Raw genomic sequence first — 25,146 nt, 5'->3', positions numbered from 1 at the left:
ATTTCCGCCGGGGCGCTCCGCCTTCTATCGCGGAAGCGGGGTCAGCGTCCAGTGGCGGGGGACGCCGGGGTGCGTTGTGCGGGACGGGTGTTTCAGCGCGGAACGGTGCTGCGCGAGGCGGGGGCGCTGTAGGTGGCGCCGGAACCGCTCTGGGCTTCGTCGCGGTCTTCGATCTTCTGGGTCGCCGCCCCGGCGCCGGCGCCCGCGGCGGCACCGACCACGGCCCCTACCGGTCCGCCGACCACCGCGCCGGCTGCGGCGCCGCCAAGCCCGCCGGAGGCCGCTTTCTCTTCCATGTCGGCGCCGCAGGCGGCGGTCGCCAGGGCAAGGCCGAGCACGACCAAATGGGACAGACGCATCGCAATTCCTCCTGCCTCGTGATCCGGAGGCATCGCCGTCCGGATTGCAGAAGGAACGCGTGAACGTGACGGTCGGTTCCGGCCACGCCCAGGGTTGGGTGCTTACAGCTTCGGCGGCTGGGCCGGCGCCTGGCTGGGAGCTTGACCCTGCTGGCCGCCGGACGGCTGGCCGTTGGCCTGGTCGCCGGACTTGCTCATGCTCTGCAGCGAGAAGATGACCTGACCCAGCAGCTGTTCCAGGCCCGGGGTGCTCTGCGTGAACTCGATCTTGCCGTTCGGCTTGATCATGTCGGGATCGCCGCCCGGCTCCAGCGACAGGAACTTGCCGCCCAGCAGGCTTTCCGATGCGATGACCGCCGCGGTGTCCTTGGGCAGCTTCACTGAATTGTCGACCGACAGATGGACGACCGCCTGATAGCTGGTGGGATCGAGCGTCAGCCCGGTGACTGTGCCGACCTTCACGCCGCTGATGCGCACGTCGGCGCCGCTCTGCAGGCCGGTGATGCTGTTGAAGTTGGCGGTGACGTCATAGCCCTGCACCTTGCGCAGGTCCGCGCTTTTGTAGGCGAAGGCAAGGAACACGGCGGCCACGGCGAGCACGACGCCGCCCAGCACGGTTTCGATCACATTCCGGCGCATAGAGCTATCCTGCTGCGAGTTCCCGAATCGAAACCCGGCCCGAAAGGGGCCGGGCTTTCCGTTCCGACGTGATGGTCAGTCCCGGCAGGGATCAGCTCGGCGTCCAGGGCTCGTAATCGCCGGTGGCCGGCACGCGCTGTCCGCCGGCCAGCACATGGCCGGGCGGACGGTAGGCCTGGACCGAGCCCGACATGTTGGGCAGGTGTTCCTTCTGCCACGGCTTATGGAAGGCGCTCGACCCCTCGGGCAGCGGCTCCTTGGTGGTGTGGTGCAGCCACCCGTGCCATTCCGGCGGGATCTTGGAGGCGTCGGGCTCACCGGCATACAGGACCCAGCGGCGCTCGCGCGTGCCGGGCTGGGTGTCCTTGGTGCGGTAATAGACGTTGCCGAAGCGGTCGCTGCCGACCTTGGCGCCCCGACGCCACGTGACGTAACGGATGTGGATGTTCGCCAGTTTGGTGAACAGGGAGATCGGCTCGCTCATCGTCGCTCACGAATTCCGGAGTCTGGCCCCGCGGACACGGGGCTGGTCGAATGCGGGCCGCACTATGACACCGCAAGTGCCGCGCGTCCACCGTTGGTGAGGTCCAATTCGCCGACCGGTGATCCTTGCAGGCATGGGCGCCCCGGAGAAATCCCCCTTTTCCTTGACGTGTCCATCCGTTTGCCTTATCCACCCCCGCGCATGCGTCGGCACCCCTGGAGGCCGGCGCCCTTTTCGTTTTGGAGCATCGTCATGACCAAGATCATTCCGCTCGGCGCTGAGACGCGCGAACGGGCCGGCAAGGGGACCGCCCGCCAGACCCGCCGTGACGGCCGCATTCCGGCCGTCATCTACGGTGGCAAGCAGGCTCCCCTCACCATTTCGCTCGAGAAGTTCGAGTTCACCCGCGTCCTGCATCAGCCGGGCTTCTTCACCCACCTGTTCGAAGTGACCGTCGACGGCGCCGCCCACCGCGTCCTGCCGCGCGACGTGCAGTTCCACCCGGTGACCGATGTCCCGCTGCATGTCGACTTCCTGCGCGTGTCCTCCGACACCCGCACCAACGTGCAGGTTCCGGTCGAGTTCGTCGACCAGGACAAGTCGGCCGGTCTGAAGCGCGGCGGCGTGCTGAACATCGTCCGTCACGAGCTGGAGCTGAGCTGCCCGGCTGACAACATCCCCGAGCACATCACCATCTCGTGCGAAGGCTTCGACGTTGGCGACTCGATCCACATCTCCTCGGTCAAGCTGCCGGAGGGTGTGACCTCGACGATCACCGACCGCGATTTCACCATCGCGACCATCGTTGCGCCGTCGGGCCTGAAGTCGGAAGAGGGCGCCGCTTCCTGATAAGGAGCGTTCGACCTTCGAAGATGGTTACGGTGGGGGGCTTCGGCCCCCCGCTTCGTTTTGTGGAGAGTGCTTTCCAAAGGGTGAGGGACATGCTGCTTCTGGTCGGACTGGGCAACCCCGGCAACGAGTATGCCCGCAACCGCCACAACATCGGCTTCATGGCGGTGGAGACCATCGCCCAGCGCCACCGCTTCACCCCGTGGAAGAAGCGTTTCCAGGGACAGACCGCCGAGGGCACCGTCGCCGGCGACAAGGTGCTGGCGCTGGAGCCCGCCACCTTCATGAACCTGTCCGGCCAGTCGGTGGTGGCGGCCCTGCAGTTCTACAAGCTGAAGCCCGAGAACGTCGTCGTCATCCATGACGAGCTGGACCTGCCCCCCGGCAAGATCCGGGTGAAGAAGGGCGGCGGCCATGGCGGGCACAACGGCCTGCGCTCCATCGATGCGCATATCGGCAAGGAATACTGGCGCATCCGCCTTGGTATCGGCCATCCCGGCAACAAGGATCTGGTCAGCGGCTATGTCCTGCACGACTTCGCCAAGGCCGACCAGACCTGGATCGACCCGCTGCTGGATGCAGTTTCAGACAACCTGCCGCTGATGGTGGAAGGCCAGCCGGAGCTGTTCATGAACAAGGTGACGGTGGCGACGCAGGCACGATAGGCCGCGGCCTGCCAACCCTTCCCCCACTTCGCGTTTGCGCTTTGTCCCCCATCGTAGGATAAAGCGCCTCAATTCCAGAATTTCCGACGGCGAGCACCCACCCATGGGCTTCAATTGCGGCATCGTCGGCCTGCCGAACGTCGGCAAGTCGACCCTGTTCAACGCGCTGACCGCCACCCAGGCGGCCGAGGCGGCGAATTTCCCCTTCTGCACCAAGGAGCCGAACGTCGGCCGCGTCGGTGTGCCCGACCCGCGGCAGGACAAGCTGGCGGAAATCGCCAAGTCGCAGAAGATCATCCCGACCCAGCTGGAGTTCGTGGACATCGCCGGCCTGATCCGCGGCGCGTCGAAGGGTGAAGGGCTGGGCAACCAGTTCCTCGCCAACATCCGCGAGGTCGACGCTATCGTCCATGTGCTGCGCTGCTTCGAGGACGACGACATCACCCATGTCGAGGGCAACGTCGATCCGCTGCGCGACGCCGAGGTGGTCGAGACCGAGCTGATGCTCGCCGACATGGAAAGCCTGGAACGCCAGCTGACCAGCCTGCAGAAGAAGGCCAAGGGCGGCGACAAGGACAGCAAGATCAAGGCCGACCTGATGGAGCGCGCCCTGAAGGTGCTGCAGGACGGCAAGCCGGCCCGCGTGGTCGAGCTGTCGGACGACGAGCGGCCGGTGTTCAAGCAGTTCATGCTGCTGACCGACAAGCCGGTGCTCTACGTCTGCAACGTCGAAGAGGCGTCGGCCGCCACCGGCAATGCCTTCTCCGCCAAGGTCGCCGAAAAGGCCAAGGCTGAGAACGCCGAGGTCGTCGTCATCTCCGCCGCCATCGAGTCCGAGGTCGCCCAGCTCTCCGACCCGGCCGAGAAGGCCGAATTCCTGGAATCGATGGGTCTGGAGGAAACCGGCCTGAACAAGCTGATCCGCGCCGGCTTCAAGCTGCTGGACCTGATCACCTTCTTCACCGTCGGTCCGAAGGAGACGCGGGCCTGGACCGTGCGCCGCAATGCCAAGGCTCCCGAGGCCGCCGGCGTCATCCACACCGACTTCGAGCGCGGCTTCATCCGCGCCGAGACCATCGACTACACCAGCTTCGTCACGCTGGGTGGCGAGCAGGGGGCGAAGGACGCCGGCAAGATGCGCCAGGAAGGCAAGGAGTATGTCGTCCAGGACGGCGACATCTTCCACTTCCGCTTCAACGTCTGAGTAAGCGGGGATCGGGGAGGCGGCGGCATCACCGCCCCCCTTTCCACCTCCGCCGTCACCCAACTGTCATATTGTCGTAACAATCGGCACTCCCCACCCTTCAGTTGGGGGTGTGCCCTGATCGCACCTCCGATCCGACAGAGGGGGTGCGATGCAGGCGACGCGGGTGCTGCTGGAATTGGCCGGGAATGTCGTGCTGCTCCTGTGGGGGCTGCACATGGTGCAGAGCGGGCTGACCCGCGCGCTGGGCGGCGACCTGCGCCGCATCCTGGGGGCCGGGCTGCGCAACCGCTGGACCGCCTTCCTGTCCGGCATGGGCATCACCATGCTGCTGCAGAGCAGCACCGCCACCGGCCTGATGGCGACCGGCTTCACCGCCACCGGGCTGGTGTCGCTGATGCCGGCGCTGGCGGTGATGCTGGGGGCCAATGTCGGCTCCACCCTGATTGTCCAGATTCTCGCCTTCGACGTCGCGCATGTGGCGCCGGTCCTGCTGCTGGGCGGCTTCATCGCCTTCCGCCGCGGGGCGCGGACGCGCAGCCGCGACCTGGGCCGGGTCGCCATCGGGCTGGGCCTGATGCTGCTGTCGCTGCATTTGCTGCTGGCGACCATCGCCCCGGCGGAGAATGCGCCGATGCTGCGGCGGATGCTGGCAATGCTGACCGCCGATCCGGTGGTGGCGGTGATGCTGGCGGCGCTGCTGTCCTGGGCCGCCCATTCCAGCGTCGCCGCCATCCTGCTGATCGCGTCGCTGGCCGGCGGCGGGGTGATCGGGCCGGAGGCCGCCGTCGCCATGGTGGCCGGCGCCAATCTGGGCAGCGCCGTCAATCCGGTGGTGGAGGGGCCGGGCGGCGACGGCCGCAACCCGGCGGCAAGGCGGCTGCCGGTGGGCAATCTCATCAATCGATTCGTCGGCTGCCTCATCGTCGTGCCGCTGTTGGGACCGATCACCGCCGGACTGCAGGCGGTGTCGCCGGATGCCACGCGGCTGGCGGCCAACTTCCACCTCGCCTTCAATCTGGCGATGGCCGGATTGTTCATCGGTCCGCTGCCCTGGTTCGCGCGGGCCTTGACCAGGATGTTCCCGGAGCGAGTTGCGGTCGCCGATCCGGCGATGCCGCTCTATCTCGACCGCAGCGCGCTCCGCATCCCCCACCTCGCCATCGCCAACGCGTCACGCGAGGCGCTGCGTATGGCCGACACGGTGGACAGCATGCTGCGCGGTGCGCTGGACGTGATCCAGACCGACGACCGCAAACGGGTGCAGGAGATCCGGCGGATGGACGATGTGCTGGACCGGCTGCACGACGCCATCAAGCGCTATCTCACCCAGATCAATGTCGAGGATCTGGACGAACGCGACGCCCGCCGGGTGTCCGATGTGCTCACCTTCACCATCAACCTGGAGCATGTCGGCGACATCGTCGACCGCAACCTGATGGAGGCGGCATCGAAGAAGATCCGGCGCAGGCTGCGCTTCTCCACCGAGGGGGCGGCCGAGATCGCCGGCATGCTGGAGCGGCTGAGTGAGACCCAGCGTCTGGCCGCCGCCGTCTTCGTGTCGGGCGACGTCCGGTCCGCCCGCTCGCTGATCCATGAGAAGGAGGTGATCCGCGATCTGGAAACCAGCGCCACCGAGGCGCATTTCGCCCGACTGCGCGCCGGCCGCAAGGAAAGTGTGGAGACCAGCGCCCTTCATCTGGACATCCTGCGCGACCTGCGCCGGATCAACGCCCATCTGGTCGCCGCCGCCTATCCCGTACTCGATCAATCGGGGGAGCTTCTGCCCAGCCGCCTCAAACGGGGGGCAGCGCGGGCGTGACCACCTGCGCCCGATTGGGGCATGGTGCGGCTTCCGCTTCGACCTTTTCTTGTCACCGATCCAGCCACGTTAACACTTTCGTAACCATATAAAATTCGTCAAGCTCTTTCGCGACATGGTTAACAAACCGCTCCTGTGGTTGTTATGGCAGTGAGTGCCAAGGAACGGTTGTCGAGAGGGAGCGGACGGTGGCGAACACGCACGCGACGTCGAATGGACCCAATGCACAGGGGGTATCCGACGCCGGATTCGCCGAGCGAGTGCGCGATGCCATCGACCGGCAGGAGCTTTCCCTGGTCTTCCAGCCGCAGGCGGACGTCGTCACCAACCGCCTGACCGGCTTCGAGGCGCTGTCGCGCTGGCGCCTGTCCGACGGCACCATGCTGCCCCCCGATGTTTTCGTGCCGATGGCGGAGCAGGGGGAGGCGATCCATCTGCTGGGCGAATGGACCCTGCGGACCGCCTGCCGGGCGGCCGCCGGCTGGCTGCGCGCCGGCTATCCCGACATTCCGGTGTCGGTGAACCTGTCGGCGCGGCAGCTCGACGATCCGGGGCTGGTGCTGAAGGTGCTGGCGATCCTGGCGGAGACCGGCCTGCCCGCCGCCAACCTGAAGCTGGAACTGACCGAAACCAGCATGTTCAGCCAAGGCGCCGACGCACGCGAGGCCTTGCTGCAGCTGCGCGGCGCCGGAATCCGGCTGGTGCTGGACGATTTCGGCACCGGCTGGTCGTCGCTGGCCACCCTGCGCCGGGTGCCGGTGGAGGCGCTGAAGATCGACAAGCAGTTCGTCCAGGCGATGGTGGAGGACCGCGATGCCGCCGCCATCGTCCAGGCGGTGGTGGCGCTGGCCCACGCGCTGGAATTGGGCGTGGTGGCGGAAGGTGTGGAGACGCCGGAACAGCGGCTCTATCTGCAGGCCTACCGCTGCGATGTCCTGCAGGGTTATTGGCTGTCGCGTCCGCTGAGCGCCGACGGGGTGAGCGAGTTCCTGGCCGAGCGGAGCGTCATCGGAACCCTGCGGCCTATGGGGTCGGGCCCCGCCGCTGGGCCGCAGACATCAGGATGACCCGCCGGGTCTCGTCCCATTCCGTCAGTTCGCCCGCCTCCTCGGCAGTGGCCCAGCAGGCTTCCAGCGCATCGTCGGCGCAGATCGGGTCGCCCTCGGCACTCTCCGCCGCCACTTCCACCAGAGTATAGTGGTAATGGACGCGCCCGTCGGCATCGGGGGTGATGGCGTCGACCACAGTGACGATTCCGGTCGGCACCACCTCCAGCCCGGTCTCCTCGCGCACCTCGCGCACGGCGGTCTCGAACACGGTTTCGCCGACCGACTGGGCGCCGCCCGGCAGGCTCCACTGGCCCATCCGCGGCGCCTTGCCCCGGCGGATCAGCAGCACCTTGTCTCCGCGCCAGACGACGGCCCCGACACCGACCCACGGGCGGTCGGGATATTCGCGGCTGGAACGGTCGGGCAGGGTGGCGGGAGGATTGGATTCGATGGTCATGAGCGGCAGCCTAGCGCACCGCTTGACAGGCTGTCACCCCGTGCCGAGAGTCACCAATGTGGTGATTGATGACGGAGGGCGGCCATGGGTGTGTTGTATTCCAAAGCCGACGACCCAGGCCTTGATGCCGCCATCGAGCGTGCCTTGGCGGAGGGGCCTTTGACCATCGTCCGCCCTGGCAAGCCGTCGATGGTCATGCTGTCCGCTGCCGACTATGAACGGCTGTGTGGGGAAAGCGCCGCTGCTCCCAACCCTATGCCCACGAATGTGATCGAAGCGCTTCTGCGACCCGTCGATGCGACAGACATCGATCTGAACGAGGCAATTGGCGAGCGCCATGGGCCGAATACCCGCAAGCCGGTCGACTTCGCTACAGACTCCTTATGATGGGCTTCCTGCTGGATACCAATATCTTGTCCGAGCCAAGGCGGCCGAGACCGGATCCACTAGCAATTGCCTGGCTGGAGCGTCTTCCGCCATCGGAAGCCTTCATCAGCGTCATCAGCATCGGGGAAATCCATCGCGGAATTACCAATCTCCGCTCATCCAATGCCGCGAAGGCTGAACAACTCGACCTTTGGATTAAAGGCGTGGAAACCTGGACCGAGCGCATACTGCCCGTGTCGCTGACGGTCGCGACGCTCTGGGGACATCTTCGCAACGCTCACCGCAACTGCGATCCAGTGGACGCACTGATCGCCGCCACGGCACAGGCCCACGGATTGATCATCGCAACCCGCAATGTCCGTGACTTCCACGCCTTTGGGATTCCATTGCTGAACCCGTTCGAGGCCCCATGAAGCTCAACGAGATCCGCACCTTCATCGCCGTGGCCGATGCGCAGTCGGTGCAGGAGGCCGGCAACCGGCTGGGGCTTACGCAGTCTGCGGTGTCGCGGTTGATCCAGCGGCTGGAGGCGGAACTTGGCGTCGTGCTGTTCGACCGGCAGACAAAGCCGCTGGCCCTGACCCGCGACGGCGAATTGGCGCTGGCCCATGCCCGGCGCATCCTGGCGGCGACGAGCGACTTCGCCGACGCTTTCGCCGGGTCGGTCGAGCCGCGCGGGCTGCTGCGGCTGGGGACGGCGCATGTTCTGACCGCGCTGGCAGCCGGCCGGCCTCTGGACGAGTTGCGCGCCGGCTTCCCCGGCCTGACCCTGCGGCTGCATGCGGACTGGAGCAACCCGCTGATCGAGCAGGTCCGCGCCGGCAGCCTGGACGGCGCGGTGATCCTGCTGTGCGAGGATCAGCCGCCTCCCGACGATCTGCCGGTCCGCCGGATCGCGACGGAGCCGGTCAGCATCATCGCCTCTCCCGACGACGGCTCCGCCGATCTGGCGGCCATGAACCGGCGCGGCTGGGTGTTGCAGCCGAACGGCTGCCGCTACCGCGAGGCGCTCCATCAGGCGCTGGCGCCGCTCGGCCTGCAGCCGAATGTGACGGTGGAGGCCTATGACCAGAGCTTGCTGGTGTCGCTGGTGGCGCGCGGCGTCGGCTTCGGTCTGGCGCCGATGGGGCTGATCGCGCCGATTCCGGGCGCGGTCGCCGTCCGGCCGCTCGAGCTGCCCGATTTCCGGATGGCGGTGACGATCTGGCTGATCCAGTCGCGGACGACCGGGCGTATTGCACCGGTGTTCGACCGGCTGGAGGAATCACTGCGGCGCGAATTGTCGGCGGGACAGCGGCACGACTGCGGGACCGCGCAACCTTCCGTCCTGCATTCCGCCGCGGAATGACCCGGTTGCCGATTATGAATTTGCCGAACTGTTGGTGCCCGCCTATCGTCGGGGCATAGCAGTTCCACAACACCGGCACGCAATGCCGGACCCTTCCGGGAGGACGCCTTGACCACCGCCACCCCCGCACCGGCGCCCTCCTGGAGGACGCCCGCACTCGTCGTCGTTTGCGGCTGCCTGATCTCGATGCTGGCCTTCGGACCGCGGTCCAGCATGGGCCTGTTCATCGGCCCGCTTTCGGAAACCCGCGGATGGGGCCGCGACGTTTTCGCGCTGGCGATGGCGATCCAGAACATCCTGTGGGGCGCCGGCGGCCCCTTCGCCGGGGCGCTGACCGACCGCTACGGCCCGGCACCGGTGCTGGCCGGCGGCGGGATCCTCTATGCGGCCGGGCTGGCGCTCATGCCCTACGCTACCACCAGCGTCGAGCTGTACCTGACCGCCGGCGTGCTGATCGGCCTCGGCCTGTCCGGCGCATCCTTCGGCATCATCATCGCCGGCTTCACCCGGCTGCTGCCGCCGGAACAGCGCAGTTGGTCGGTCGGTATCGCCACCGCCGCCGGATCGATGGGCCAGTTCCTGTTCGCACCGATGGGGCAGGCCTTTATCGCCGGCTTCGGCTGGCAGACCGCCCTGCTGCTGCTGGCGGCCTCGATGATCGCGGTGCCGCTGCTGGCCGGCGTCTTCCCCGGTCCGAAGGGCATGACGGCGGGCAACGCCCCGGCGGTGACCGGCGCCAACATCGGCTTCGTCGCCGCCGTGCGCCAGGCTTTCCAGCACCGCAGTTATGTGCTGCTGGTCGCCGGATTCTTCGTCTGCGGCTTCCAACTGGCCTTCATCACCACCCATCTGCCGCCCTACCTGACCGAAGCCGGCATCAGCCCGTCGCTGGCCGCCTGGGCGCTGGCGTTGATCGGTCTGTTCAACGTCATCGGCTCCTATGCGTCCGGCATCCTCGCGGGCAAGGTCAGCAAGCGCTATCTGCTGTGCGGCAACTATTTCTCGCGCGGCATCGCCACGGCGATCTTCATCCTGCTGCCGATCTCGCCGGTCACCGTCATCGCCTATGCCGCGGTGATGGGCCTGCTGTGGCTGTCCACCGTGCCGCCGACCTCCGGCCTCGTCGCGCTGATGTTCGGCACCCGCTACATGGGCACGCTCTACGGCTTCGCCTTCTTCAGCCATCAGGTCGGCGGCTTCCTGGGCGTCTGGCTGGGCGGCGTGCTGTACGAGCGCACGGGATCCTACGATGTCGTCTGGTGGCTGGGCGTCGCGCTTGCCATGTTCGCGACCATCATCCACTGGCCGATCGCCGAGAAGCCCGCCCCGTCGCTGGCGGCGGCCGAGGCGAAGGCGTAAGGTAGTCCACCATGAGCGACAGCCCCGCCCAATCCTCTTCCGGACTTCCCATCGGCCACGGACTTGCCGCGGCGCTGCTGGGCGGCGTCCTGCTGGTCTGGGCCGGGCTGATGGGGCTGTCGCTTCAGCGCGCCGCGCTGCCGGATGCGACCGACGGCATGATGCTGGCGGTCTTCTCGCCCGGCACCAGCGATGCCGAGGCGATGACGGCGATGGTGCGGGCGGGCGGCGAGCCGGTGCGCTCCACCTGGCTCGGCTTCGCCTGGGTCGCCCGCGGGGTGGAGCCCGGTTTCGTCGGCCGGCTGAAGGCGGAAGGCGCGCTGGCCGCCTTCGGCGAGCTTCCGGTCGGTCCGACGCTGGGCGGCTGCACCGCCACTCCGGTCGACACCGCCAAGATCGCCGCCACCAGGCTGCAATAGGCCCGGCTTCAATAGGCAGGTCTTCCGCCCCTTACAGGCCGGTGGGCGTCGCGCGCGTGTCGGCGGTGCGGGTGGTGCCCTGGTCGATCAGCGGCTGCAGCGCCGGGGCTAGGCTTTTCAGAAGCTGGGCGGGCAGGGCGCTGGTGAAGCGGTAGTTGTCGGCCTCCGGCCCATGGACGAAGGCGGTCATCGTCCCGAAGAAGCGGTCGCCGATGTAGAAGACGAAGGTCGCGGTGCGGTTGACCGCCTTCGATTCGATCAGCACGCCGCCCGGCCCCCAGCGGTCCAGCCGATGGTCGCCGGTTCCGGTCTTGCCGCCCATCGGGATCGGTGCACCGGCCGGGTCCTTGAAGGAGCCCCAGACCCGTTTGGCGGTGCCGTTCTGCGCCACATCCATCAGGGCGCGGCGCAGGGTGGCGCAGACCTCCGGCCGCAGGACGCGTTCGCCCTTCAGCGGCCCCAGCCCAAGCTTCGCCTCGTAAGGCGTGCCGGCGGCGAAATGCAGCGAGCGGATCTTCACCGTCGGCTGGCGCACCCCGTCGTTCAGGATCAGCCCCATCAGTTCGGCAAGCGCCGCCGGGCGGTCGGCCGAGCTGCCGATGGAGGTCGCCAGCGACGGCACCAGTGTTTCGAACGGATAGCCGACGCTGCGCCACTGGGCGGTGATGCGCTGGAACGCCTCTTCCTCCAGCCCGATGCGGATGCGGGTGTTCTGGGCGGCCATGCCCTTCTTGAACAGCCACCGATAGCTTTCCTGGCGTTCGTCGGCGCTGGCGGCCAGCACCTCCGCCCGCGTGGCGCCGGGATGCTGCTGGAGGTAGGCGACCAGCCACAGCTCCAGCGGATGGACGCGGGCGAGATAGCCGAGGTCGTTCAGCGGGAAGCGGTCCGGCCCGTATTTGGCGTAGAGCGCCGAGAGCTGCCCGTCGGACAGCGCCATCTTTGGCAACTGGGCGCGCAGGAAGGTGGAGAACTCGGCCAGCCCGGCCTTGGGCCGCACGGTGCGGAAGATCACCGCCAGCCGGTGCGGCACCGGGCGCGAGCGGGTCGCCAGCCGGGCCAGCGCCTCGTCCGGCGTGCGCTTGCGGTAGTCGTTGTAGAAGCGGTTGAGGAAGTCCGAACCTTCGCGGTCGGCGAAACGGGCGAGATAGGCTTGGCGTGCCGGGTGATCGGGCGAGCGCAGGATGTCGGCGCCGTCGTCCGCGCCCTCGTCCATATAGAATTGGACGATGTCGCGCATCAGCCGGATGAAGGGCAGGTTGACGCTGTTCCGCAACGCCTCCTGCAGGGTCAGGATGCGGCCGTTGTCGTCCTTGTTGAAGTTCACGAAGCTATGCTGGCCGCCGCCGGTGAAGAACACCTCGCCGGGGCTGGCGGAGTAGCGCCGCTCCATTGCCGCGTCCAACATGGCCGGCAGCCGGCGGTCGGGGGCGGAGGCCAGCCACGCCGTCGCCCAGCGGGTCAGGTTGTCCGACGCCTCGTCCTGCACATCGGCCAGCAGATCCTTCGGCAGATGGGCGTAGCGGCTGTGCAGCTCCGCCATGATCTCCAGATAGGTGGTCAGCGTGCGCAGCTTGGCGGTGGAGCCGAGATCGAGCTTCGCGCCGTCGTTGATGTCCAGCGGCTGGTCGAGGTTGTCGGCCTGGACACGCAGGTAATTGGCCTCCGGACCGCGCTCGTACAGGGTGATCGAGTAGACCAGCTTGGACAGGTCGTTGTTGCGGGCGTCGAGGAGCCGTTCGCCGGTCAATCCGAGCGAGCGGGCATAGTCGGGATCGTTCAGCTTGCCCAGCACATCGACCACGCGGGCCTGCGTCTCGGCATCCAGGGTCGATTGCGCGGTGAGGTCGAGCCGGTCGAGCGCATAAAAGTTGGAAACGCCGAGCATGCCCAGCAGCCGGGCACGGATGGCATTGGTCGCCTTCTGCTCGACGAAGGAGGTCGCGGGGGCGGTCGGCGCCTCCTCCCGGAAGGCCAGCGGCGTCGCGAGTGCCGCGTCGCGCAGGACCGGATCGATCACCCCGGCCTGGGCCAGTGCCCGCAGATGGGCGTCGGCCAACCGGTCGAGCGCGGCGCGGTCCTGGATCAGGTAATAGGACGGCCGCCGCTGCGCCAGCAGCAATGCCAGCACCTGCTTGTAGGCCAGCGCCTTCAGCTTCAGGGCGCGGGCGTCCGGGGCAGGTTCGGCCAGCACGCGCTTGGCGATGGACAGGTCGGTGCCGAACCAGGCCCACAGCCCATCGCCGAGCCCGTTCACCTCGCCGAAGCCGGCCCGCGCGGTCAGCGGGGTGGAGTTCAGGTAATCGACCAGGATGCGTCGGCGGGCCAGCGTCGTGTCCTCGCCGTCGCTGTAGGCGCGGACACTGGCCGACGCCATCTGGCGCAGCTTCTCCACGCTGCCGGCGGTCTGGCCATCGGGAGAGTGGCGGTATTTCTCGATCTGGGTGGCGAGCGTCGAGCCGCCGGGGGAACGCTGGCCCGGCCGGACCATCTGCAAGGGCAGCATCGCCACCGCGGCGCCGAAGCGGTCCCATTCCACCGCCGGGTTGCGGCGGGGCTGGTCCTCGTCCAGCAGTTCGCGGTTCTCGATGAACAGCAGCGTGTCGGCGACCAGCGTCGGCACGTCGTCGAAGCCGTCGAACACCCGTTCGGGATAGCGCGCCGAGTACATGACCGCGCCGTTGCGGTCGAGCAGGGTTAGCCCGGCCTGCGTCTTCTCGCGATAGATCGGAAAGCCGCCGCCGGCCATGAAGCGGTCGAGCGCCGGGGACAGCACCGCCTGCCGTTCGACCGCATAGAGGTCATGGGTCAGCGACTCGAGATAGTCGGGCAGGGCGGTGTAGCCGAGCCGCTCGTTGTACGGCCCATGCTTGGGATAGCGCGCCTGCGGGTTGGGGCCTTCGCGCAAGGACACGGTCATCGACTGGGCGACGCCGGACAGCAGCCGGGCCTGGAGACGCGAGGTCTGCATCTCCTGCCAGCCGGCATAGCCGGCGGCGGCCACGGTGGTCGCCAGCGTCGCGCCGATCGCCGCCCGCCGGGCCCAACGCCCAACCTGCATCCACCCCTTGGCCATCTCGGAAGCGAACCCCCTGCCGCCCGACCCACACGGTCGGTGTAGGCCGGAACGATAGGGGGTTTATGGTTAACGGGGGTTTAAGGTGGTACCTCTCACCCCTCCAGCAGCGCCTTCGCACGCGCCGCCAATTCCGCCAGCGGGACCTCGACCTGTTCGCCCTTGACCAGATGCTTCAGGGTCGCGGTGCCGCGGGCCTTCTCGTCGGAGCCCATCAGCAGAACGACGGGGATGCCGGCACGGTCGGCGTATTTCATCTGCTTGGCGATCTTGCCGCCATCCAGCTGGATTTCCGTGTTGATGCCGGCGGCGCGCAGCTCGCTCGCCATGCGGAAATAGTCGGCGGACAGGACGGGGTCCATCTGGGTCACCAGCACCTGGGCGGTGGGGGCGGCGTCCTTGATGATGCCGGCCTCCATCAGTTGGTAGAACAGGCGGGTCGCGCCGATGGAGATGCCGACGCCCGGCAGCTTCGACTTGGTGTAGTGGCTGGCGAGATTCTCGTAGCGCCCGCCGGAGCAGACCGAGCCGATACCGGGATGGTCGTTCAGGAAGGTCTCGTAGACGGTGCCGGTGTAGTAATCGAGCCCCCGCGCGATGGCGAGGTTGATGCGCACCGTCCCCTCCGGAACCTGGAAGGCCTTCAGCCCCTCGATGACGGTGGTCAGTTCGCCGACGCCCTCGCGGAAGATGGCGTTTTCGATGTCCAGCGCGCCAAGTGCCGCCAGAGTCTCGGCGTTGCTGCCCTTTATGTCGATCAGCGACAGGATGGTGTCGGCGGCATGCTCGGTCACGCCGAGGCCAAGCAGGCTGTCGCGCACCTTGTCGCGGCCGATCTTGTCCAGCTTGTCGATCTCGCGCAGCACCAGCACGCGGGTGTCGGCATCGGCGACGCCCAGGCCGTCGAGCAGGCCCAGCAGGATCTTGCGGTTGTTCACGTTGATGGTGAAGCCGCCGAAGTTCAGTTCGCTGAAGACATGGTGGATGACCGCCGGGATTTCGGCGTCGTAATGGGCGGACAGGCTGTCCTTGCCGATCACGTCGATGTCGCACTGGTAGAATTCGCGGAAGCGCCCGCGCTGCGCCCGCTCGCCGCGGTAGACCCGCTGGATCTGATAGCGGCGGAAGGGGAAGGCGAGGTCGCGCTCATGCTCCGCCACATAGCGGGCGAGCGGCACGGTCAGATCGAAGCGCAGGGCCAGTTCCGGCTTGTTGCCCTGCTGGATGGCGCCGGTCGACTGGACGAAATAGACCTGCTTCTCCGTCTCGCCGCCCGACTTGGTCAACAGCGTGTCCACCGTCTCGAACACCGGGGTTTCTACGGGGACGAAGCCGAACCGCTCGTAACCGCGGCGGATGGTGTCCAGCATGCGCTGGAAGGCCACCTGCTGGCGCGGCAGCAGCTCCATCGTTCCGGGCGGGGTGCGGGGCGTGATCAGGCTCATCGGAGAAGGTCCGCGCTTGGATAGGAAAAGCGTGCGTTTTCTAGCCCCTTTCGCCGGTCCCGTCACCTGCGCCCAAAAAGGCCGGGATAAATTTTTCAGTTGGGGCGGAAATTTTTTGGAAGAGCGTGGAATGAACGTCAGCCGGGCCGCGTTCATCTAAGCACGATCCCGCAACGAGGATCGCTCACCGAAATGGAGAAACCAAATGTCCGGCACCGTCTTTGGGTCGCGTATCCGCTCGTCCGTTTCGACCTTTGCGTTTGCCGCCCTGGTGGCGACTGTCCCTGTGCTGAGCGCGGGTGCCGCAACGGTCGTTCCGGCCGCTCCGGCCGCGTCCGCCCCCGCCGCGACGACCGACTCCACCACGACTGCGCCCGCTCCGACCGCCAAGGTCGAGCAGAAGGCCGTCACCAAGAGCGAGGCTACCAAGACCGAAGCCCCGAAAGCCGACGCCACCAAGGCCGAGGCCGGCAAGACCAAGCATGAGCAGGTCGCCGCCACTCCGAAGGCCGAGGTGACCAAGACCCAGGCCGATGCCGTCGCCAAGGAACTGGGCGCCAAGCCGACCGAGCAGTTGACGGTCCAGCTCGGCAAGTATCACGAGCAGATGCTGGCCGCCCATGCGCTGAAGGACAGCGCCGCCCGCGACAAGGCGGTGGCCGAGGCACGGCAGCAGCTCGCCACCATCGGCGGCAAGCCGGTGACCGCCGAGCAGGCCGCGAAGATCGACGACATCCTGGGGGTCAAGACCTCGACGACCGTCCAGTAAGGTCTCGGCAAGACGGCCAGCCCCTCGCCAACGCCGGCCGGCGGGGGGCTGCCGGCTTCACCTCTTGTTTCCCGTCCGTGTTTCCAGTCCGTGCCCGCCTCTGTTGAGATGCGGCGACGATGGCGATAGAACGTCGTCCAAGCGAACCGCCCCACTCGACAGCAGCGCCGGGACCCGATCCATGCCGAACGACCGCCTTGTCATCCGCCGTCCCGACGACTGGCATGTCCATTTGCGCGATGGCGCCATGCTGAAAGCGGTTCTACCCTTCACCGCCCGTCAGTTTGGCCGCGCCATCGTGATGCCGAACCTGAAGCCGCCGGTGGCGACGGCCGCCGATGCCGTGGCCTACCGCGAGCGCATCCTGGCGGCCCTGCCGGACGGCGTGGCCTTCACCCCGCTGATGACCGCCTATCTGACCGACGGCACCGATGCCGACGATCTGGCCCAGGGCTTCAGGGACGGGGTGTTCGCAGCGGCCAAGCTCTATCCCGCCAACGCCACCACCAACAGCGCCCATGGCGTCACCGACATCGCCCGCATCGCCCCGGTGCTGGAGCGCATGGCGGAAATCGGCATGCCGCTGCTGATCCATGGCGAGGTGACCGACCAGTCGGTCGACATCTTCGACCGCGAGGCGGTGTTCATCGACACCATCCTGGCCCCGCTGCTGGAGCGTCACAAGACCCTGCGCGTGGTGCTGGAGCATGTGACGACGGCCGACGCCGTGCAGTTCGTGCGGGCGCATGCCGCCAGCGGCCGGATCGGCGCCACCATCACCGCGCACCATCTGCTGATCAACCGCAGCCACATCTTCCAGGGCGGCATTCGTCCGCATCTCTACTGCCTGCCGATCGCCAAGCGCGAGACGCACAGGGTGGCGCTCGTCGAGGCGGCGACGAGCGGCGAGGGGCCGTTCTTCCTGGGCACCGACACTGCCCCGCACACGGTGACGGCCAAGGAAGCCGCCTGCGGCTGCGCCGGCTGCTTCACCGCCGCCAATGCGCTGGAACTCTACGCCGAGGCATTCGACGAGGCCGGCGCGCTCGACAGGCTGGAGGCCTTCGCCAGCCTGAACGGCCCGCGTTTCTACAACCTGCCGGTCAGCGAGGAGCGCGTCGCTCTGGAACGCCGTCGGTCGATCGCCCCCGACCTGATCCTGGTCAGCGAGGGCGACGCCGTCCTGCCCTTCCGCAGCGGCGAGACCCTGCGCTGGAGCTTCGCGGGGGCGGTGTGAGGCGAACAAGGCCGCGCCCGGTGAGGCGCGGCCTTTCCGGTCAGAAAAGTGTCCCCTGCACCGGCGTCACCCGCGGCTTGCGCGCTGCCGGCTTCTTCTCCGGCTTGGCCTCCGCCGGTGCCTCGGTCTTGACCTCCGCCTTCGGGGCGCCGCCGTCGATGGTTGCTGCAACTTTTGCGTCATCGGCGAAGACGATGTTGACGGCCAGACCCGGCGTCGCCTGATCGGCGCGGGTCACCGGGCGGCCGTCGCGATCCTCGACCAGGGCGAAGCCGCGGGCCAGAACGCCCTTGTAGCTGTAACTTTCCAGCAATTGGCCGAGCGACGCCAGCTTCGCCGCCTTGTCGGCAACCCCCTTGGCATAGCTGCGGTCGAGGCGCGGAGTCAGGTCGGCGACGCGGCGCTCTCCATCCGCCAGCTTCACCCGCGCCGGGGTCAGCGACAGCCGGCCGGCGATGCGGTCGAACCGGCCGCCGGCGGTGGTCACCGCATGGCGCAGAGCCGAATCGAGGGCACGGCTTTCGGACGCCAGTTTCTGTTCCGCCTGGGCAAGCTTCTCGCGCGGATGGCGCAGCTTGGCGGCCAGCTCGCCGACGCGGGTGCGCCGCCGCTCCAGCAGGGCGGAGGCGGCAAGGTTCAGGCGTTCGGCGCGGTCGTCCAGCCGCTGGGCATGACCCTCCAGCAGGGCGCGGGGATCGCCCAGGCCACGGGCCAGCCCCTCCACTCGGTTGCGGCGGTCCTCCACCGCGCGCGACGCGCAGGCGAGCAGGCGGCGCTCGTCGTCCAGGATCTGGGCCAGCAACTCGCCACGCACCGGCACCGCCATTTCGGCGGCGGCGGTCGGGGTGGGCGCGCGCAGGTCCGACGCGAAGTCGATCAGGGTGGTGTCGGTCTCGTGCCCGACGGCGGAGATCAGCGGGATGGCGCTGGCCGCCGCGGCACGGACGACATTTTCCTCGTTGAAGGCCATCAGGTCCTCCAGCGAGCCGCCGCCGCGCGCCACGATGATCAGGTCCGGGCGGGGGATGCGGCCGCCGGGCTGGATGCGGTTGAAGCCCTCGATGGCTGCCGTCACCTCGGCTGCCGCGCGCTCGCCCTGGACGGCGACCGGCCACAGCAGGACATGGCGGGGGAAGCGGTCGTTCAGCCGGTGCAGGATGTCGCGGATCACCGCCCCGGTGGGGGAGGTGACGACGCCGATCACGTCCGGCAGGAAGGGGATGCGCCTCTTGCGGGCGGGGTCGAACAGCCCCTCCGCCGCCAGCCGGCGCTTGCGCTCCTCCAGCATCTTCAGCAGCGCGCCTTCGCCGGCCAGCTCCATCGACTCGACGATCAGCTGGTATTGCGAGCGGCCGGGGTAGGTGGTCATCCGCCCGGTGACGATGACCTCCAGCCCTTCCTCCGGCCGGACCGCCAGCTTCGCCATGGTTCCGCGCCAGCACACCGCCTCGATCACCGCGGTGTCGTCCTTGAGGCGCATGTAGCAGTGGCCGGAGCTGTGCTTCTTCGGCTGGCTGATCTCGCCGCGAACGCGGACGAAGCCGAATTCCTCCTCGATGCTGCGCTTCAGCCGGCGGGCGAGGTCGCCGACGGTGAATTCCGGAAGGTTGGAGCCGGGGCGCGGTTCGGGGGCGATGAGGGGTGCGTTTTCGGACGTCATGGCGCTCTTGAGTTGGGGCGCCGCCATGATACAAGGCGCGCTGTCGGCAACAAGGCGGAAGGAGCGCCACCCCATGAAAGTCCTCGTCGTCGGATCGGGCGGTCGTGAGCACGCGCTCTGCTGGGCCATTTCCAATTCGCCGCTGTGCGACGCGCTCTATTGCGCGCCGGGCAATGCCGGCATCGCCGACGTCGCCACGCTGGTCCCCATCGGGTCGGAGGATGTCGACGCGCTGGTGCGCTTCGTCCAGGACACCGCCATCGACTTCGTCGTCGTCGGCCCGGAAGGCCCGCTGGTGCTGGGTTTGGTCGACAAGCTGACGGCGCTGGGCGTCAAGGCCTTCGGCCCCAGCGCGGCGGCGGCGGAGCTTGAGGGCTCCAAGGGCTTCATGAAGGACATCCTGGCGAAATACGGGGTGCCCACCGCCTTCTACGAGCGCTTCAAGGATCCGGAAGCGGCCAAGGCCTATGTCCGCAAGCATGGTGCGCCCATCGTGGTGAAGGCCGACGGGCTGGCCGCCGGCAAGGGCGTCACCGTCGCCCGCACCGAGCAGGAGGCGTTCGAGGCCATCGATGACGCGCTGGTCGGTGGCCGCTTCGGTGCCGCCGGTGCCGAGGTGGTGGTGGAGGAGTTCCTGGACGGCGAGGAGGTCAGCTTCTTCGCGCTGTGCGACGGCGAGAACGCGCTGCCGCTGGCCTCGGCCCAGGACCACAAGGCGGTCGGCGACGGCGACACCGGCCCCAACACCGGCGGCATGGGCGCCTATTCCCCCGCGCCGGTGCTGACGCCCGATCTGCAGGACCGCGTGATGCGCGAGATCATCCTGCCGACGGTCAAGGGCATGGCGGCGGAAGGCAAGCCCTTCAAGGGCGTGCTGTTCGCCGGCCTGATGATCATGCAGACGCCGGACGGCCCCGTGCCGAAGACGCTGGAGTTCAACGTCCGCTTCGGCGACCCGGAATGCCAGACGCTGATGATGCGGCTGAAGTCCGACGTGCTGGCCGCTCTGGTGGCGGCGGCCGACGGGGTGCTGGACAGCATCGACCTGCGCTGGCACGACCAGACCGCGCTGTGCGTGGTGATGGCGGCCAACGGCTATCCCGGCGACTACGCCAAGAACACTGAGATCCGCGGGCTGGACAAGGCCGGCGCGGTGGAGAATGTGACCGTCTTCCATGCCGGAACGAAGCGCGCCGAGGATGGCCGGGTGCTGTCGGTCGGCGGCCGGGTGCTGGGCGTCACCGCGCTGGCGCCGACGGTGGCCGAGGCGCAGGCGGCGGCCTACAAGGCGGTTGATGCGCTGGACTGGCCGGACGGCTTCTGCCGCCGCGACATCGGCTGGCGGGCGGTGGGGCGGTAGGACCGCTTTCGCTTCTATAGGAAAACCGGGGGCGCATCGCTGCGCCCCCTTTTTCATGTCCGTACTTACGCCCGCAGACGCTCCGATGCGGACGCGATGTTCTGCGACACCACCTCGATGTCGCGGACAACGCGGGTGACGCTGTGAGCGATCTCCTTGGTCGCCGATTCCTGCTGCGACACGGCGGCGGCGATGGTGGTGGAGATCTGCTGGACGTCGGTGACGATGGTGCCGATGCGGCGGATGGCGTCCACCGCGTGCAGCGCCTCCTGCTGGACAGAGGCGATCTGCGCCGCGATGTCGTCGGCCGCGCTGCCGCTCTGCTGGGCCAGCGACTTCACCTCGTTCGCCACGACGGCGAAGCCGCGGCCGGCCTCTCCGGCACGGGCGGCTTCGATGGTGGCGTTCAGGGCCAGCAGGTTGGTCTGCGACGCGATGCTGTTGATCAGCTTGGTGATGGCGCCGATGCGCTCGGCCGAGGTGACCAGGGCCTCAACCGCGGCATTCGTGCGCGACGCCTCCTCGGACGCCTTCAGCGAGGCGCCCGACGCCTCGTTGGCGCGGTTGCTGATGTCGGAGATGGAGGCCGACAGCTCTTCCGTCGCAGCGGCGACGGTCTGGGCGTTGGCGGTGGCACGGTCGGCGGCGGTGCCGACCTCACGGTCCAGCGATTCGGCAAGGCCGGACACGGTGCGGCGGCGCTCGCCGTCCATCTCCACCTGCCGCAGCTCGGCCAGCTTCTCCGCATCGATGTCGATCAGCGATCCGCAGGCGCGCAACGCCAAGCCGTTGTTGTCGCGGGCGACGCCGCCGATGGCGCGGAACCAGCGATAGCTGCCGTCCTTCACCTTCAGCCGGTAATCGACATCGTAGCCGGTGCGACCGCTGCGGTCGTTCAGGCAGGCCATGAAGGCGTCGAAGGTGCGTCCGGCATCGTCCGGATGCAGCCGGTCGGCCCAGGAATTGACGACATTGGGGAAGCCCGTCGTGTCGTCGCGCTCGAATCCGGCGAGACGGCGGAATTCCGGCGACCAGTGCCAACGGCTTTGCGCGTGCATCGGATCGCCATTGTGGAAGACCGCATCCCACAGCCCGACGCCGGCATGGCGGTCGAGCAGCTTGGCCCGCTCCAGTTCATTGCGCTCGGCATCGATGTCGATCAGCGATCCGCAGGCGCGCAACGCCAGTCCGCTGCTGTCGCGGGCGACGCCGCCGATGGCGCGGAACCAGCGATAGCTGCCGTCCTTCACCTTCAGCCGGTAATTCACATCATAGCCGGTGCGACCGCTGCGGTCGTTCAGGCAGGCCATGAAGGCGTCGAAAGTCCGCTTCGCATCGTCCGGATGCAGCCGGTCGGCCCAGGAATTGACGACGTTGGGGAAACCCGTCGTGTCGTCGCGGTCGAAGCCGACGAGGCGGCGGAATTCCGGCGACCAGTGCCAACGGCTTTGCGCATGCATCGGATCGCCGTTGTGGATCACCGCGTCCCACAGCCCGACACCCGCATGGCGCCCCAGCAGAGCCAGCTCTTCGGCAGCCTGATTGTCCTGTGGCTTGCGGAACGACAACATTTGCGACTCCTGATGGCTTAAAGCGGTCCGCGCATCATCGGCATATATTCGCTGAACAAACACTTAACAGGCTAATCAGTATTTACGCGTTACATCTCCGCGGCTGCTGAGGGGGCGGGGATTTTCATCCGTGCCTTCTGCGAATGAAGATGCGTCATTTACTGTCTTTTTGAAGAAATTCTATTGCTTGATGCAGGAAGCAATATTGCGCGTGCAGTCCATGGTGGCGGGCGGCAGGCTCACCGCCGTTCCCTGAAGAACCCCCGCAGCAGCGCCCCCGCCCGTGTCTCGCCGATGCCGCTGTAGACCTCCGGCGCGTGGTGGCAGGTCGGCTGCGTAAAGAATCGCGGGCCGTGATCGACAGCGCCCCCCTTGGGGTCGTAGGCGCCGTAATAGACCCGCCGGATGCGGGCGAAGCTGATCGCCGCGGCGCACAGCGCGCAGGGCTCCAGGGTCACATAGAGGTCGCAGCCGGGCAGGCGGGGCTGGCCGCGGACGGCGCAGGCGGCACGGATCGCCAGCAGCTCGGCATGGGCGGACGGGTCGCACAGCTCCTCCGTCCGGTTGCCGGCGGTGGCGAGGACGGAGCCCGTCGCGGGGTCGACGACGACGGCGCCGACCGGCACCTCGCCACGCGCGGCGGCGGCCTCGGCAGCGGCGAAGGCGAGGTCCATATAGCGGGGAGACGGCATGGCCGGGCAGGGTGCCAACCCCGCCGGGAGCGCGTCAACCGGATTCCGGTGTCCGGGCACTGGACTCGTGTTGCGGGCGGCGCGTCCAGGCCCTATGGTCCGGCCATGGACCGCTCCGATACCGCCAAGAAATCCAAATCCGCCACCCCTGCCGCCGGCTCCGCTGCCGACGGCGGCGAACGCATCGCCAAGCGACTGGCGCGCGCCGGGCTCTGCTCGCGCCGCGACGCCGAACGCTGGATCGCCGAGGGCCGCGTCGCGGTCAACAGCCGCGTGCTCGACAGCCCCGCCTGCGTGGTCCGCTCCGGCGACATCGTGCAGGTCGACGGCAAGGTCATTCCGGAGCCGGAGCCTGCCCGCCTGTGGCGCTATCACAAGCCGTCGGGGCTGGTCACCACCGCCCGTGACGAGAAGGGTCGCGAAACCGTCTTCGACCGCCTGCCGCCCGACCTGCCGCGCGTGGTTTCCATCGGCCGTCTCGACCTGACGACCGAGGGGCTGCTGCTGCTGACCAACGACGGCGAGTTGGCCCGCTTCCTGGAACTGCCGGCGACTGGCTGGACCCGCCGCTATCGCGTGCGCGTCTTCGGCGAGGTTGACGAGCGGCAACTGGCGGCACTGGAAAAGGGTCCGACCATCGAAGGCGTGAAGTACGGCCCGATCGAGGCCGTTCTTGACCGCATCCAGGGCCGCAACGCCTGGCTGACCGTTAGCCTGAAGGAAGGCAAGAACCGCGAGATCCGCAAGGTGATGGAGTCGCTCGGGCTCCAGGTGAACCGGCTGATCCGCGTCGCCTATGGTCCCTTCCAGCTCGGCAAGCTGGAGGAGGGCGCCGTCGAGGAGGTGCCGAAGCGCGTCGTCCGCGAACAGATCGCCCCCTTCTTCGGCACGCCCGAAGGGGCGGAGCCTGCCGAATCCGGGACCAAGCAGCGCGCCAAGGCGAGAGCCGATGCGGCGGTGAAGGCCGTTCCGGCGAAGGCGGCGCCCGGCGGCCGTGCAACCGGCAAGACGGATGCGAAGGCGGACGCGAGGACGGACGCCAAGGCCGCTCCGAAACGTGCGCCCCGCTCCGCCACCAAGCGGCACGAAGCCGAAGCCGCCCGCACCGAGGAGGCCAAGCCCGCCCGGCGGGGCGCATCGACCCGGGGCACCCTGTCTCTCGGCGGTGGTGCGGCCGGTGGACGGGGGACGAAGTCCGGCGGATCCAAGGCCGGAGCCCCGAAGCCGGATGGTTTCCGGTCGGAGGGTGGCCGTTCGGAAGGTACAAGGTCCCGCGACACCAAGCCGAGGGACGGTAAGCCGACGGGTCCGAAGGGCGCCGGTCCGGCACCGCGCGGCGGCGGGCCGAAGGCCGGCGGCGGCGACAGGTCCGGTGGCGGTACCGGCGGACGGACGGAGCGCCCGCGTGCGGATCGTCGGCGGTAAGCACCGCGGCCGCAGTCTGGTGGCGCCGGGCGGGCGCGATACCCGTCCCACCACCGACCGCACCCGGCAAGCCATCTTCAACATCCTGGCCCATGCCGACTGGGCGCCCGAGTTCGAGGGCGCCACGGTCGTCGATGCGTTCTGCGGCACCGGCGCGCTGGGGCTGGAAGCCCTGTCGCGCGGGGCGTCCTGGTGCGGCTTCCTCGACATGGGGCGGCCGGCGCTGGACGCAGTGCGTGCCAATGTCGAGGCGTTGCTCGAGGCGGGGAATGCCCAAATCCTGCGCGCCGATGCCACCAAGCCACCCCCGGCGTCCCGTGCCTGCATGCTGGCTTTCCTCGACCCTCCCTATGGCCGGGGGCTGGCGCCGCGCGCGCTGGAGGGTTTGCTGCGCGCTGGCTGGCTGGCCGACGGCGCGCTCGCGGTGGTCGAGGTTGCCGATCGCGACCCCTTGCCGCTTCCCGACGGTTTCACGGCGGTCGATGAACGCCGCTACGGCGACACCCGCGTCGCCTTCCTGACGGTCCGCCACCCGGTCTGACCGCAGCGAGGGACGCCGCGCCCCTATCCCCGGGGTTGCCGGTCCGCTGTTTCAATACCCCCGAGTTCCATTTTTGTCTGACCATGCCCAGAGGCCGGTGGTAACGCATCCCTTGCGTTCCAAGGCTGCCCTCCGTGTTTTTCCATCATGCGGAAAGACGAAACGGACTGTTGAGTTCCAAAACAATCCGAGCAAAAGATCATGTGTCGCCGATGCGGTTCCTTATGGAAACGGCGGCATCTACCTATCTCCTAAGACTGCACACCCTCGTTCGAGGGGGCCGTGCAGGTACCGGCACGGCTTCTTTTTGCAGAACCTACGTCAAAGCG

General features: G+C 68.1%; 24 protein-coding genes. 15 read left to right on the top strand and 9 right to left on the bottom strand.

What is annotated here, in order from left to right; all coding sequences use genetic code 11:
- Nucleotides 1-92 precede the first annotated feature (92 nt).
- The 3 genes from B9N97_RS22075 to B9N97_RS22065 form a co-directional block, all read right to left on the bottom strand.
- Complete coding sequence (locus B9N97_RS22075) at nt 93-359, bottom strand: hypothetical protein (RefSeq protein WP_143266806.1); 267 nt, start codon at nt 357-359, stop codon at nt 93-95.
- Nucleotides 360-461: 102 nt separating this feature from the next.
- Nucleotides 462-998 carry an outer membrane lipid asymmetry maintenance protein MlaD gene (mlaD, locus tag B9N97_RS22070; protein WP_085089865.1) on the bottom strand — a complete coding sequence of 179 codons (537 nt, stop codon included), beginning with the start codon at nt 996-998 and terminating at the stop codon, nt 462-464.
- A 91-nt stretch (nt 999-1,089) separates the two neighbouring features.
- Nucleotides 1,090-1,482, bottom strand: coding sequence for an NADH:ubiquinone oxidoreductase subunit NDUFA12 (locus B9N97_RS22065; protein ID WP_085089864.1), 393 nt, complete (start codon nt 1,480-1,482; stop codon nt 1,090-1,092).
- A gap of 252 nt (nt 1,483-1,734) precedes the next feature.
- Here B9N97_RS22065 and B9N97_RS22060 point away from each other — a divergent pair, with 252 nt between their 5' ends.
- The 5 genes from B9N97_RS22060 to B9N97_RS22040 all read left to right on the top strand — a co-directional run bounded on the left by B9N97_RS22060 (nt 1,735) and on the right by B9N97_RS22040 (nt 7,089).
- Entirely contained in the window at nt 1,735-2,331 is a 597-nt protein-coding gene (locus B9N97_RS22060) for a 50S ribosomal protein L25/general stress protein Ctc (RefSeq protein WP_085089863.1), read from the top strand.
- Between the two features lie 92 nt (nt 2,332-2,423).
- A complete protein-coding gene (gene pth, locus B9N97_RS22055) occupies nt 2,424-2,996 on the top strand; it encodes an aminoacyl-tRNA hydrolase (protein ID WP_085089862.1) in 573 nt (190 codons plus the stop codon).
- 103 nt (nt 2,997-3,099) lie between these two features.
- The gene (gene ychF, locus B9N97_RS22050) at nt 3,100-4,200 is read left to right on the top strand and encodes a redox-regulated ATPase YchF (RefSeq protein ID WP_085089861.1); all 1,101 of its coding nucleotides are present in this window, start codon (nt 3,100-3,102) and stop codon (nt 4,198-4,200) included.
- A 151-nt stretch (nt 4,201-4,351) separates the two neighbouring features.
- Entirely contained in the window at nt 4,352-6,022 is a 1,671-nt protein-coding gene (locus tag B9N97_RS22045) for a Na/Pi cotransporter family protein (RefSeq protein WP_085089860.1), read from the top strand.
- A gap of 188 nt (nt 6,023-6,210) precedes the next feature.
- On the top strand, nt 6,211-7,089 hold the full coding sequence (locus B9N97_RS22040) for an EAL domain-containing protein (protein ID WP_085089859.1): 879 nt from the start codon (nt 6,211-6,213) through the stop codon (nt 7,087-7,089).
- Here B9N97_RS22040 and B9N97_RS22035 read toward each other — a convergent pair.
- Nucleotides 7,046-7,528, bottom strand: a complete 483-nt coding sequence (locus B9N97_RS22035; RefSeq protein ID WP_085089858.1) for an NUDIX hydrolase — start codon at nt 7,526-7,528, stop codon at nt 7,046-7,048. The genes B9N97_RS22040 and B9N97_RS22035 overlap by 44 nt on opposite strands.
- 84 nt (nt 7,529-7,612) lie before the next feature.
- Between B9N97_RS22035 and B9N97_RS22030 the strand changes: the two genes are divergently transcribed.
- The 5 genes from B9N97_RS22030 to B9N97_RS22010 all read left to right on the top strand — a co-directional run bounded on the left by B9N97_RS22030 (nt 7,613) and on the right by B9N97_RS22010 (nt 11,041).
- Nucleotides 7,613-7,915 (top strand): type II toxin-antitoxin system Phd/YefM family antitoxin, encoded by a 303-nt coding sequence (locus tag B9N97_RS22030; RefSeq protein WP_085089857.1) that lies wholly within the window; start codon nt 7,613-7,615, stop codon nt 7,913-7,915.
- Nucleotides 7,912-8,328 (top strand): type II toxin-antitoxin system VapC family toxin, encoded by a 417-nt coding sequence (locus B9N97_RS22025; RefSeq protein ID WP_085089856.1) that lies wholly within the window; start codon nt 7,912-7,914, stop codon nt 8,326-8,328. The genes B9N97_RS22030 and B9N97_RS22025 overlap by 4 nt, the downstream gene beginning before the upstream one ends.
- A complete protein-coding gene (locus tag B9N97_RS22020) occupies nt 8,325-9,263 on the top strand; it encodes a LysR family transcriptional regulator (RefSeq protein WP_085089855.1) in 939 nt (312 codons plus the stop codon). The genes B9N97_RS22025 and B9N97_RS22020 overlap by 4 nt, the downstream gene beginning before the upstream one ends.
- 108 nt (nt 9,264-9,371) lie before the next feature.
- On the top strand, nt 9,372-10,622 hold the full coding sequence (locus B9N97_RS22015; RefSeq protein WP_085089854.1) for an MFS transporter: 1,251 nt from the start codon (nt 9,372-9,374) through the stop codon (nt 10,620-10,622).
- Nucleotides 10,623-10,633: 11 nt separating this feature from the next.
- A complete protein-coding gene (locus tag B9N97_RS22010; protein WP_085089853.1) occupies nt 10,634-11,041 on the top strand; it encodes a hypothetical protein in 408 nt (135 codons plus the stop codon).
- A gap of 31 nt (nt 11,042-11,072) precedes the next feature.
- Here the strand turns inward: B9N97_RS22010 and B9N97_RS22005 are convergent, their stop codons facing one another.
- Both B9N97_RS22005 and hisS read right to left on the bottom strand, forming a co-directional pair.
- The gene (locus tag B9N97_RS22005; protein ID WP_244560837.1) at nt 11,073-14,102 is read right to left on the bottom strand and encodes a transglycosylase domain-containing protein; all 3,030 of its coding nucleotides are present in this window, start codon (nt 14,100-14,102) and stop codon (nt 11,073-11,075) included.
- Between the two features lie 110 nt (nt 14,103-14,212).
- Nucleotides 14,213-15,562, bottom strand: coding sequence for a histidine--tRNA ligase (gene hisS / locus B9N97_RS22000; protein ID WP_085089851.1), 1,350 nt, complete (start codon nt 15,560-15,562; stop codon nt 14,213-14,215).
- A gap of 205 nt (nt 15,563-15,767) precedes the next feature.
- Between hisS and B9N97_RS21995 the strand changes: the two genes are divergently transcribed.
- Both B9N97_RS21995 and pyrC read left to right on the top strand, forming a co-directional pair.
- A complete protein-coding gene (locus tag B9N97_RS21995) occupies nt 15,768-16,331 on the top strand; it encodes a hypothetical protein (RefSeq protein WP_085089850.1) in 564 nt (187 codons plus the stop codon).
- 181 nt (nt 16,332-16,512) lie between these two features.
- Complete coding sequence (pyrC, locus tag B9N97_RS21990) at nt 16,513-17,568, top strand: dihydroorotase (protein WP_085089849.1); 1,056 nt, start codon at nt 16,513-16,515, stop codon at nt 17,566-17,568.
- 40 nt (nt 17,569-17,608) lie between these two features.
- Here pyrC and xseA read toward each other — a convergent pair whose 3' ends face one another.
- Entirely contained in the window at nt 17,609-19,228 is a 1,620-nt protein-coding gene (gene xseA / locus B9N97_RS21985; RefSeq protein WP_085089848.1) for an exodeoxyribonuclease VII large subunit, read from the bottom strand.
- A gap of 73 nt (nt 19,229-19,301) precedes the next feature.
- On the opposite strand from xseA, the gene purD reads away from it, so the two are divergent.
- Nucleotides 19,302-20,588, top strand: coding sequence for a phosphoribosylamine--glycine ligase (purD, locus tag B9N97_RS21980; RefSeq protein ID WP_085089847.1), 1,287 nt, complete (start codon nt 19,302-19,304; stop codon nt 20,586-20,588).
- Nucleotides 20,589-20,653: 65 nt separating this feature from the next.
- Here purD and B9N97_RS21975 read toward each other — a convergent pair whose 3' ends face one another.
- Nucleotides 20,654-22,159 (bottom strand): methyl-accepting chemotaxis protein, encoded by a 1,506-nt coding sequence (locus B9N97_RS21975; protein ID WP_085089846.1) that lies wholly within the window; start codon nt 22,157-22,159, stop codon nt 20,654-20,656.
- 239 nt (nt 22,160-22,398) lie between these two features.
- The gene (locus B9N97_RS21970) at nt 22,399-22,851 is read right to left on the bottom strand and encodes a nucleoside deaminase (RefSeq protein WP_085089845.1); all 453 of its coding nucleotides are present in this window, start codon (nt 22,849-22,851) and stop codon (nt 22,399-22,401) included.
- A 105-nt stretch (nt 22,852-22,956) separates the two neighbouring features.
- On the opposite strand from B9N97_RS21970, the gene B9N97_RS37045 reads away from it, so the two are divergent.
- Nucleotides 22,957-24,276: a pseudouridine synthase gene (locus B9N97_RS37045; RefSeq protein ID WP_085089844.1), complete on the top strand. Its 1,320-nt coding sequence runs from the start codon at nt 22,957-22,959 to the stop codon at nt 24,274-24,276.
- Nucleotides 24,257-24,817: a 16S rRNA (guanine(966)-N(2))-methyltransferase RsmD gene (rsmD, locus tag B9N97_RS21960; RefSeq protein WP_085089843.1), complete on the top strand. Its 561-nt coding sequence runs from the start codon at nt 24,257-24,259 to the stop codon at nt 24,815-24,817. The genes B9N97_RS37045 and rsmD overlap by 20 nt, the downstream gene beginning before the upstream one ends.
- Nucleotides 24,818-25,146: the final 329 nt, after the last annotated feature.

This window comes from Azospirillum oryzae (assembly GCF_900177515.1).
In the GTDB taxonomy this organism is placed as follows: Bacteria; Pseudomonadota; Alphaproteobacteria; order Azospirillales; family Azospirillaceae; genus Azospirillum; species Azospirillum oryzae_A.
The sequence above is the reverse complement of the archived record's forward strand: the minus strand, read 5'-3'. Positions and strand labels throughout refer to the sequence as shown.

Excerpts from the sequence above, each read along its gene's own strand:
- mlaD (WP_085089865.1), bottom strand. The coding sequence starts at position 998 with ATGCGCCGGAATGTGATCGAAACCGTGCTGGGCGGCGTCGTGCTCGCC.
- ychF (WP_085089861.1), top strand. The coding sequence starts at position 3,100 with ATGGGCTTCAATTGCGGCATCGTCGGCCTGCCGAACGTCGGCAAGTCG.
- B9N97_RS21975 (WP_085089846.1), bottom strand. The coding sequence starts at position 22,159 with ATGTTGTCGTTCCGCAAGCCACAGGACAATCAGGCTGCCGAAGAGCTG.
- purD (WP_085089847.1), top strand. The coding sequence starts at position 19,302 with ATGAAAGTCCTCGTCGTCGGATCGGGCGGTCGTGAGCACGCGCTCTGC.
- B9N97_RS22075 (WP_143266806.1), bottom strand. The coding sequence starts at position 359 with ATGCGTCTGTCCCATTTGGTCGTGCTCGGCCTTGCCCTGGCGACCGCC.
- B9N97_RS22060 (WP_085089863.1), top strand. The coding sequence starts at position 1,735 with ATGACCAAGATCATTCCGCTCGGCGCTGAGACGCGCGAACGGGCCGGC.
- B9N97_RS22030 (WP_085089857.1), top strand. The coding sequence starts at position 7,613 with ATGGGTGTGTTGTATTCCAAAGCCGACGACCCAGGCCTTGATGCCGCC.
- B9N97_RS22025 (WP_085089856.1), top strand. The coding sequence starts at position 7,912 with ATGATGGGCTTCCTGCTGGATACCAATATCTTGTCCGAGCCAAGGCGG.
- pth (WP_085089862.1), top strand. The coding sequence starts at position 2,424 with ATGCTGCTTCTGGTCGGACTGGGCAACCCCGGCAACGAGTATGCCCGC.
- B9N97_RS22010 (WP_085089853.1), top strand. The coding sequence starts at position 10,634 with ATGAGCGACAGCCCCGCCCAATCCTCTTCCGGACTTCCCATCGGCCAC.
- xseA (WP_085089848.1), bottom strand. The coding sequence starts at position 19,228 with ATGACGTCCGAAAACGCACCCCTCATCGCCCCCGAACCGCGCCCCGGC.
- B9N97_RS22020 (WP_085089855.1), top strand. The coding sequence starts at position 8,325 with ATGAAGCTCAACGAGATCCGCACCTTCATCGCCGTGGCCGATGCGCAG.
- B9N97_RS22065 (WP_085089864.1), bottom strand. The coding sequence starts at position 1,482 with ATGAGCGAGCCGATCTCCCTGTTCACCAAACTGGCGAACATCCACATC.
- B9N97_RS21970 (WP_085089845.1), bottom strand. The coding sequence starts at position 22,851 with ATGCCGTCTCCCCGCTATATGGACCTCGCCTTCGCCGCTGCCGAGGCC.
- pyrC (WP_085089849.1), top strand. The coding sequence starts at position 16,513 with ATGCCGAACGACCGCCTTGTCATCCGCCGTCCCGACGACTGGCATGTC.
- hisS (WP_085089851.1), bottom strand. The coding sequence starts at position 15,562 with ATGAGCCTGATCACGCCCCGCACCCCGCCCGGAACGATGGAGCTGCTG.
- B9N97_RS22005 (WP_244560837.1), bottom strand. The coding sequence starts at position 14,102 with ATGCAGGTTGGGCGTTGGGCCCGGCGGGCGGCGATCGGCGCGACGCTG.
- B9N97_RS37045 (WP_085089844.1), top strand. The coding sequence starts at position 22,957 with ATGGACCGCTCCGATACCGCCAAGAAATCCAAATCCGCCACCCCTGCC.
- B9N97_RS22045 (WP_085089860.1), top strand. The coding sequence starts at position 4,352 with ATGCAGGCGACGCGGGTGCTGCTGGAATTGGCCGGGAATGTCGTGCTG.
- B9N97_RS21995 (WP_085089850.1), top strand. The coding sequence starts at position 15,768 with ATGTCCGGCACCGTCTTTGGGTCGCGTATCCGCTCGTCCGTTTCGACC.
- B9N97_RS22035 (WP_085089858.1), bottom strand. The coding sequence starts at position 7,528 with ATGACCATCGAATCCAATCCTCCCGCCACCCTGCCCGACCGTTCCAGC.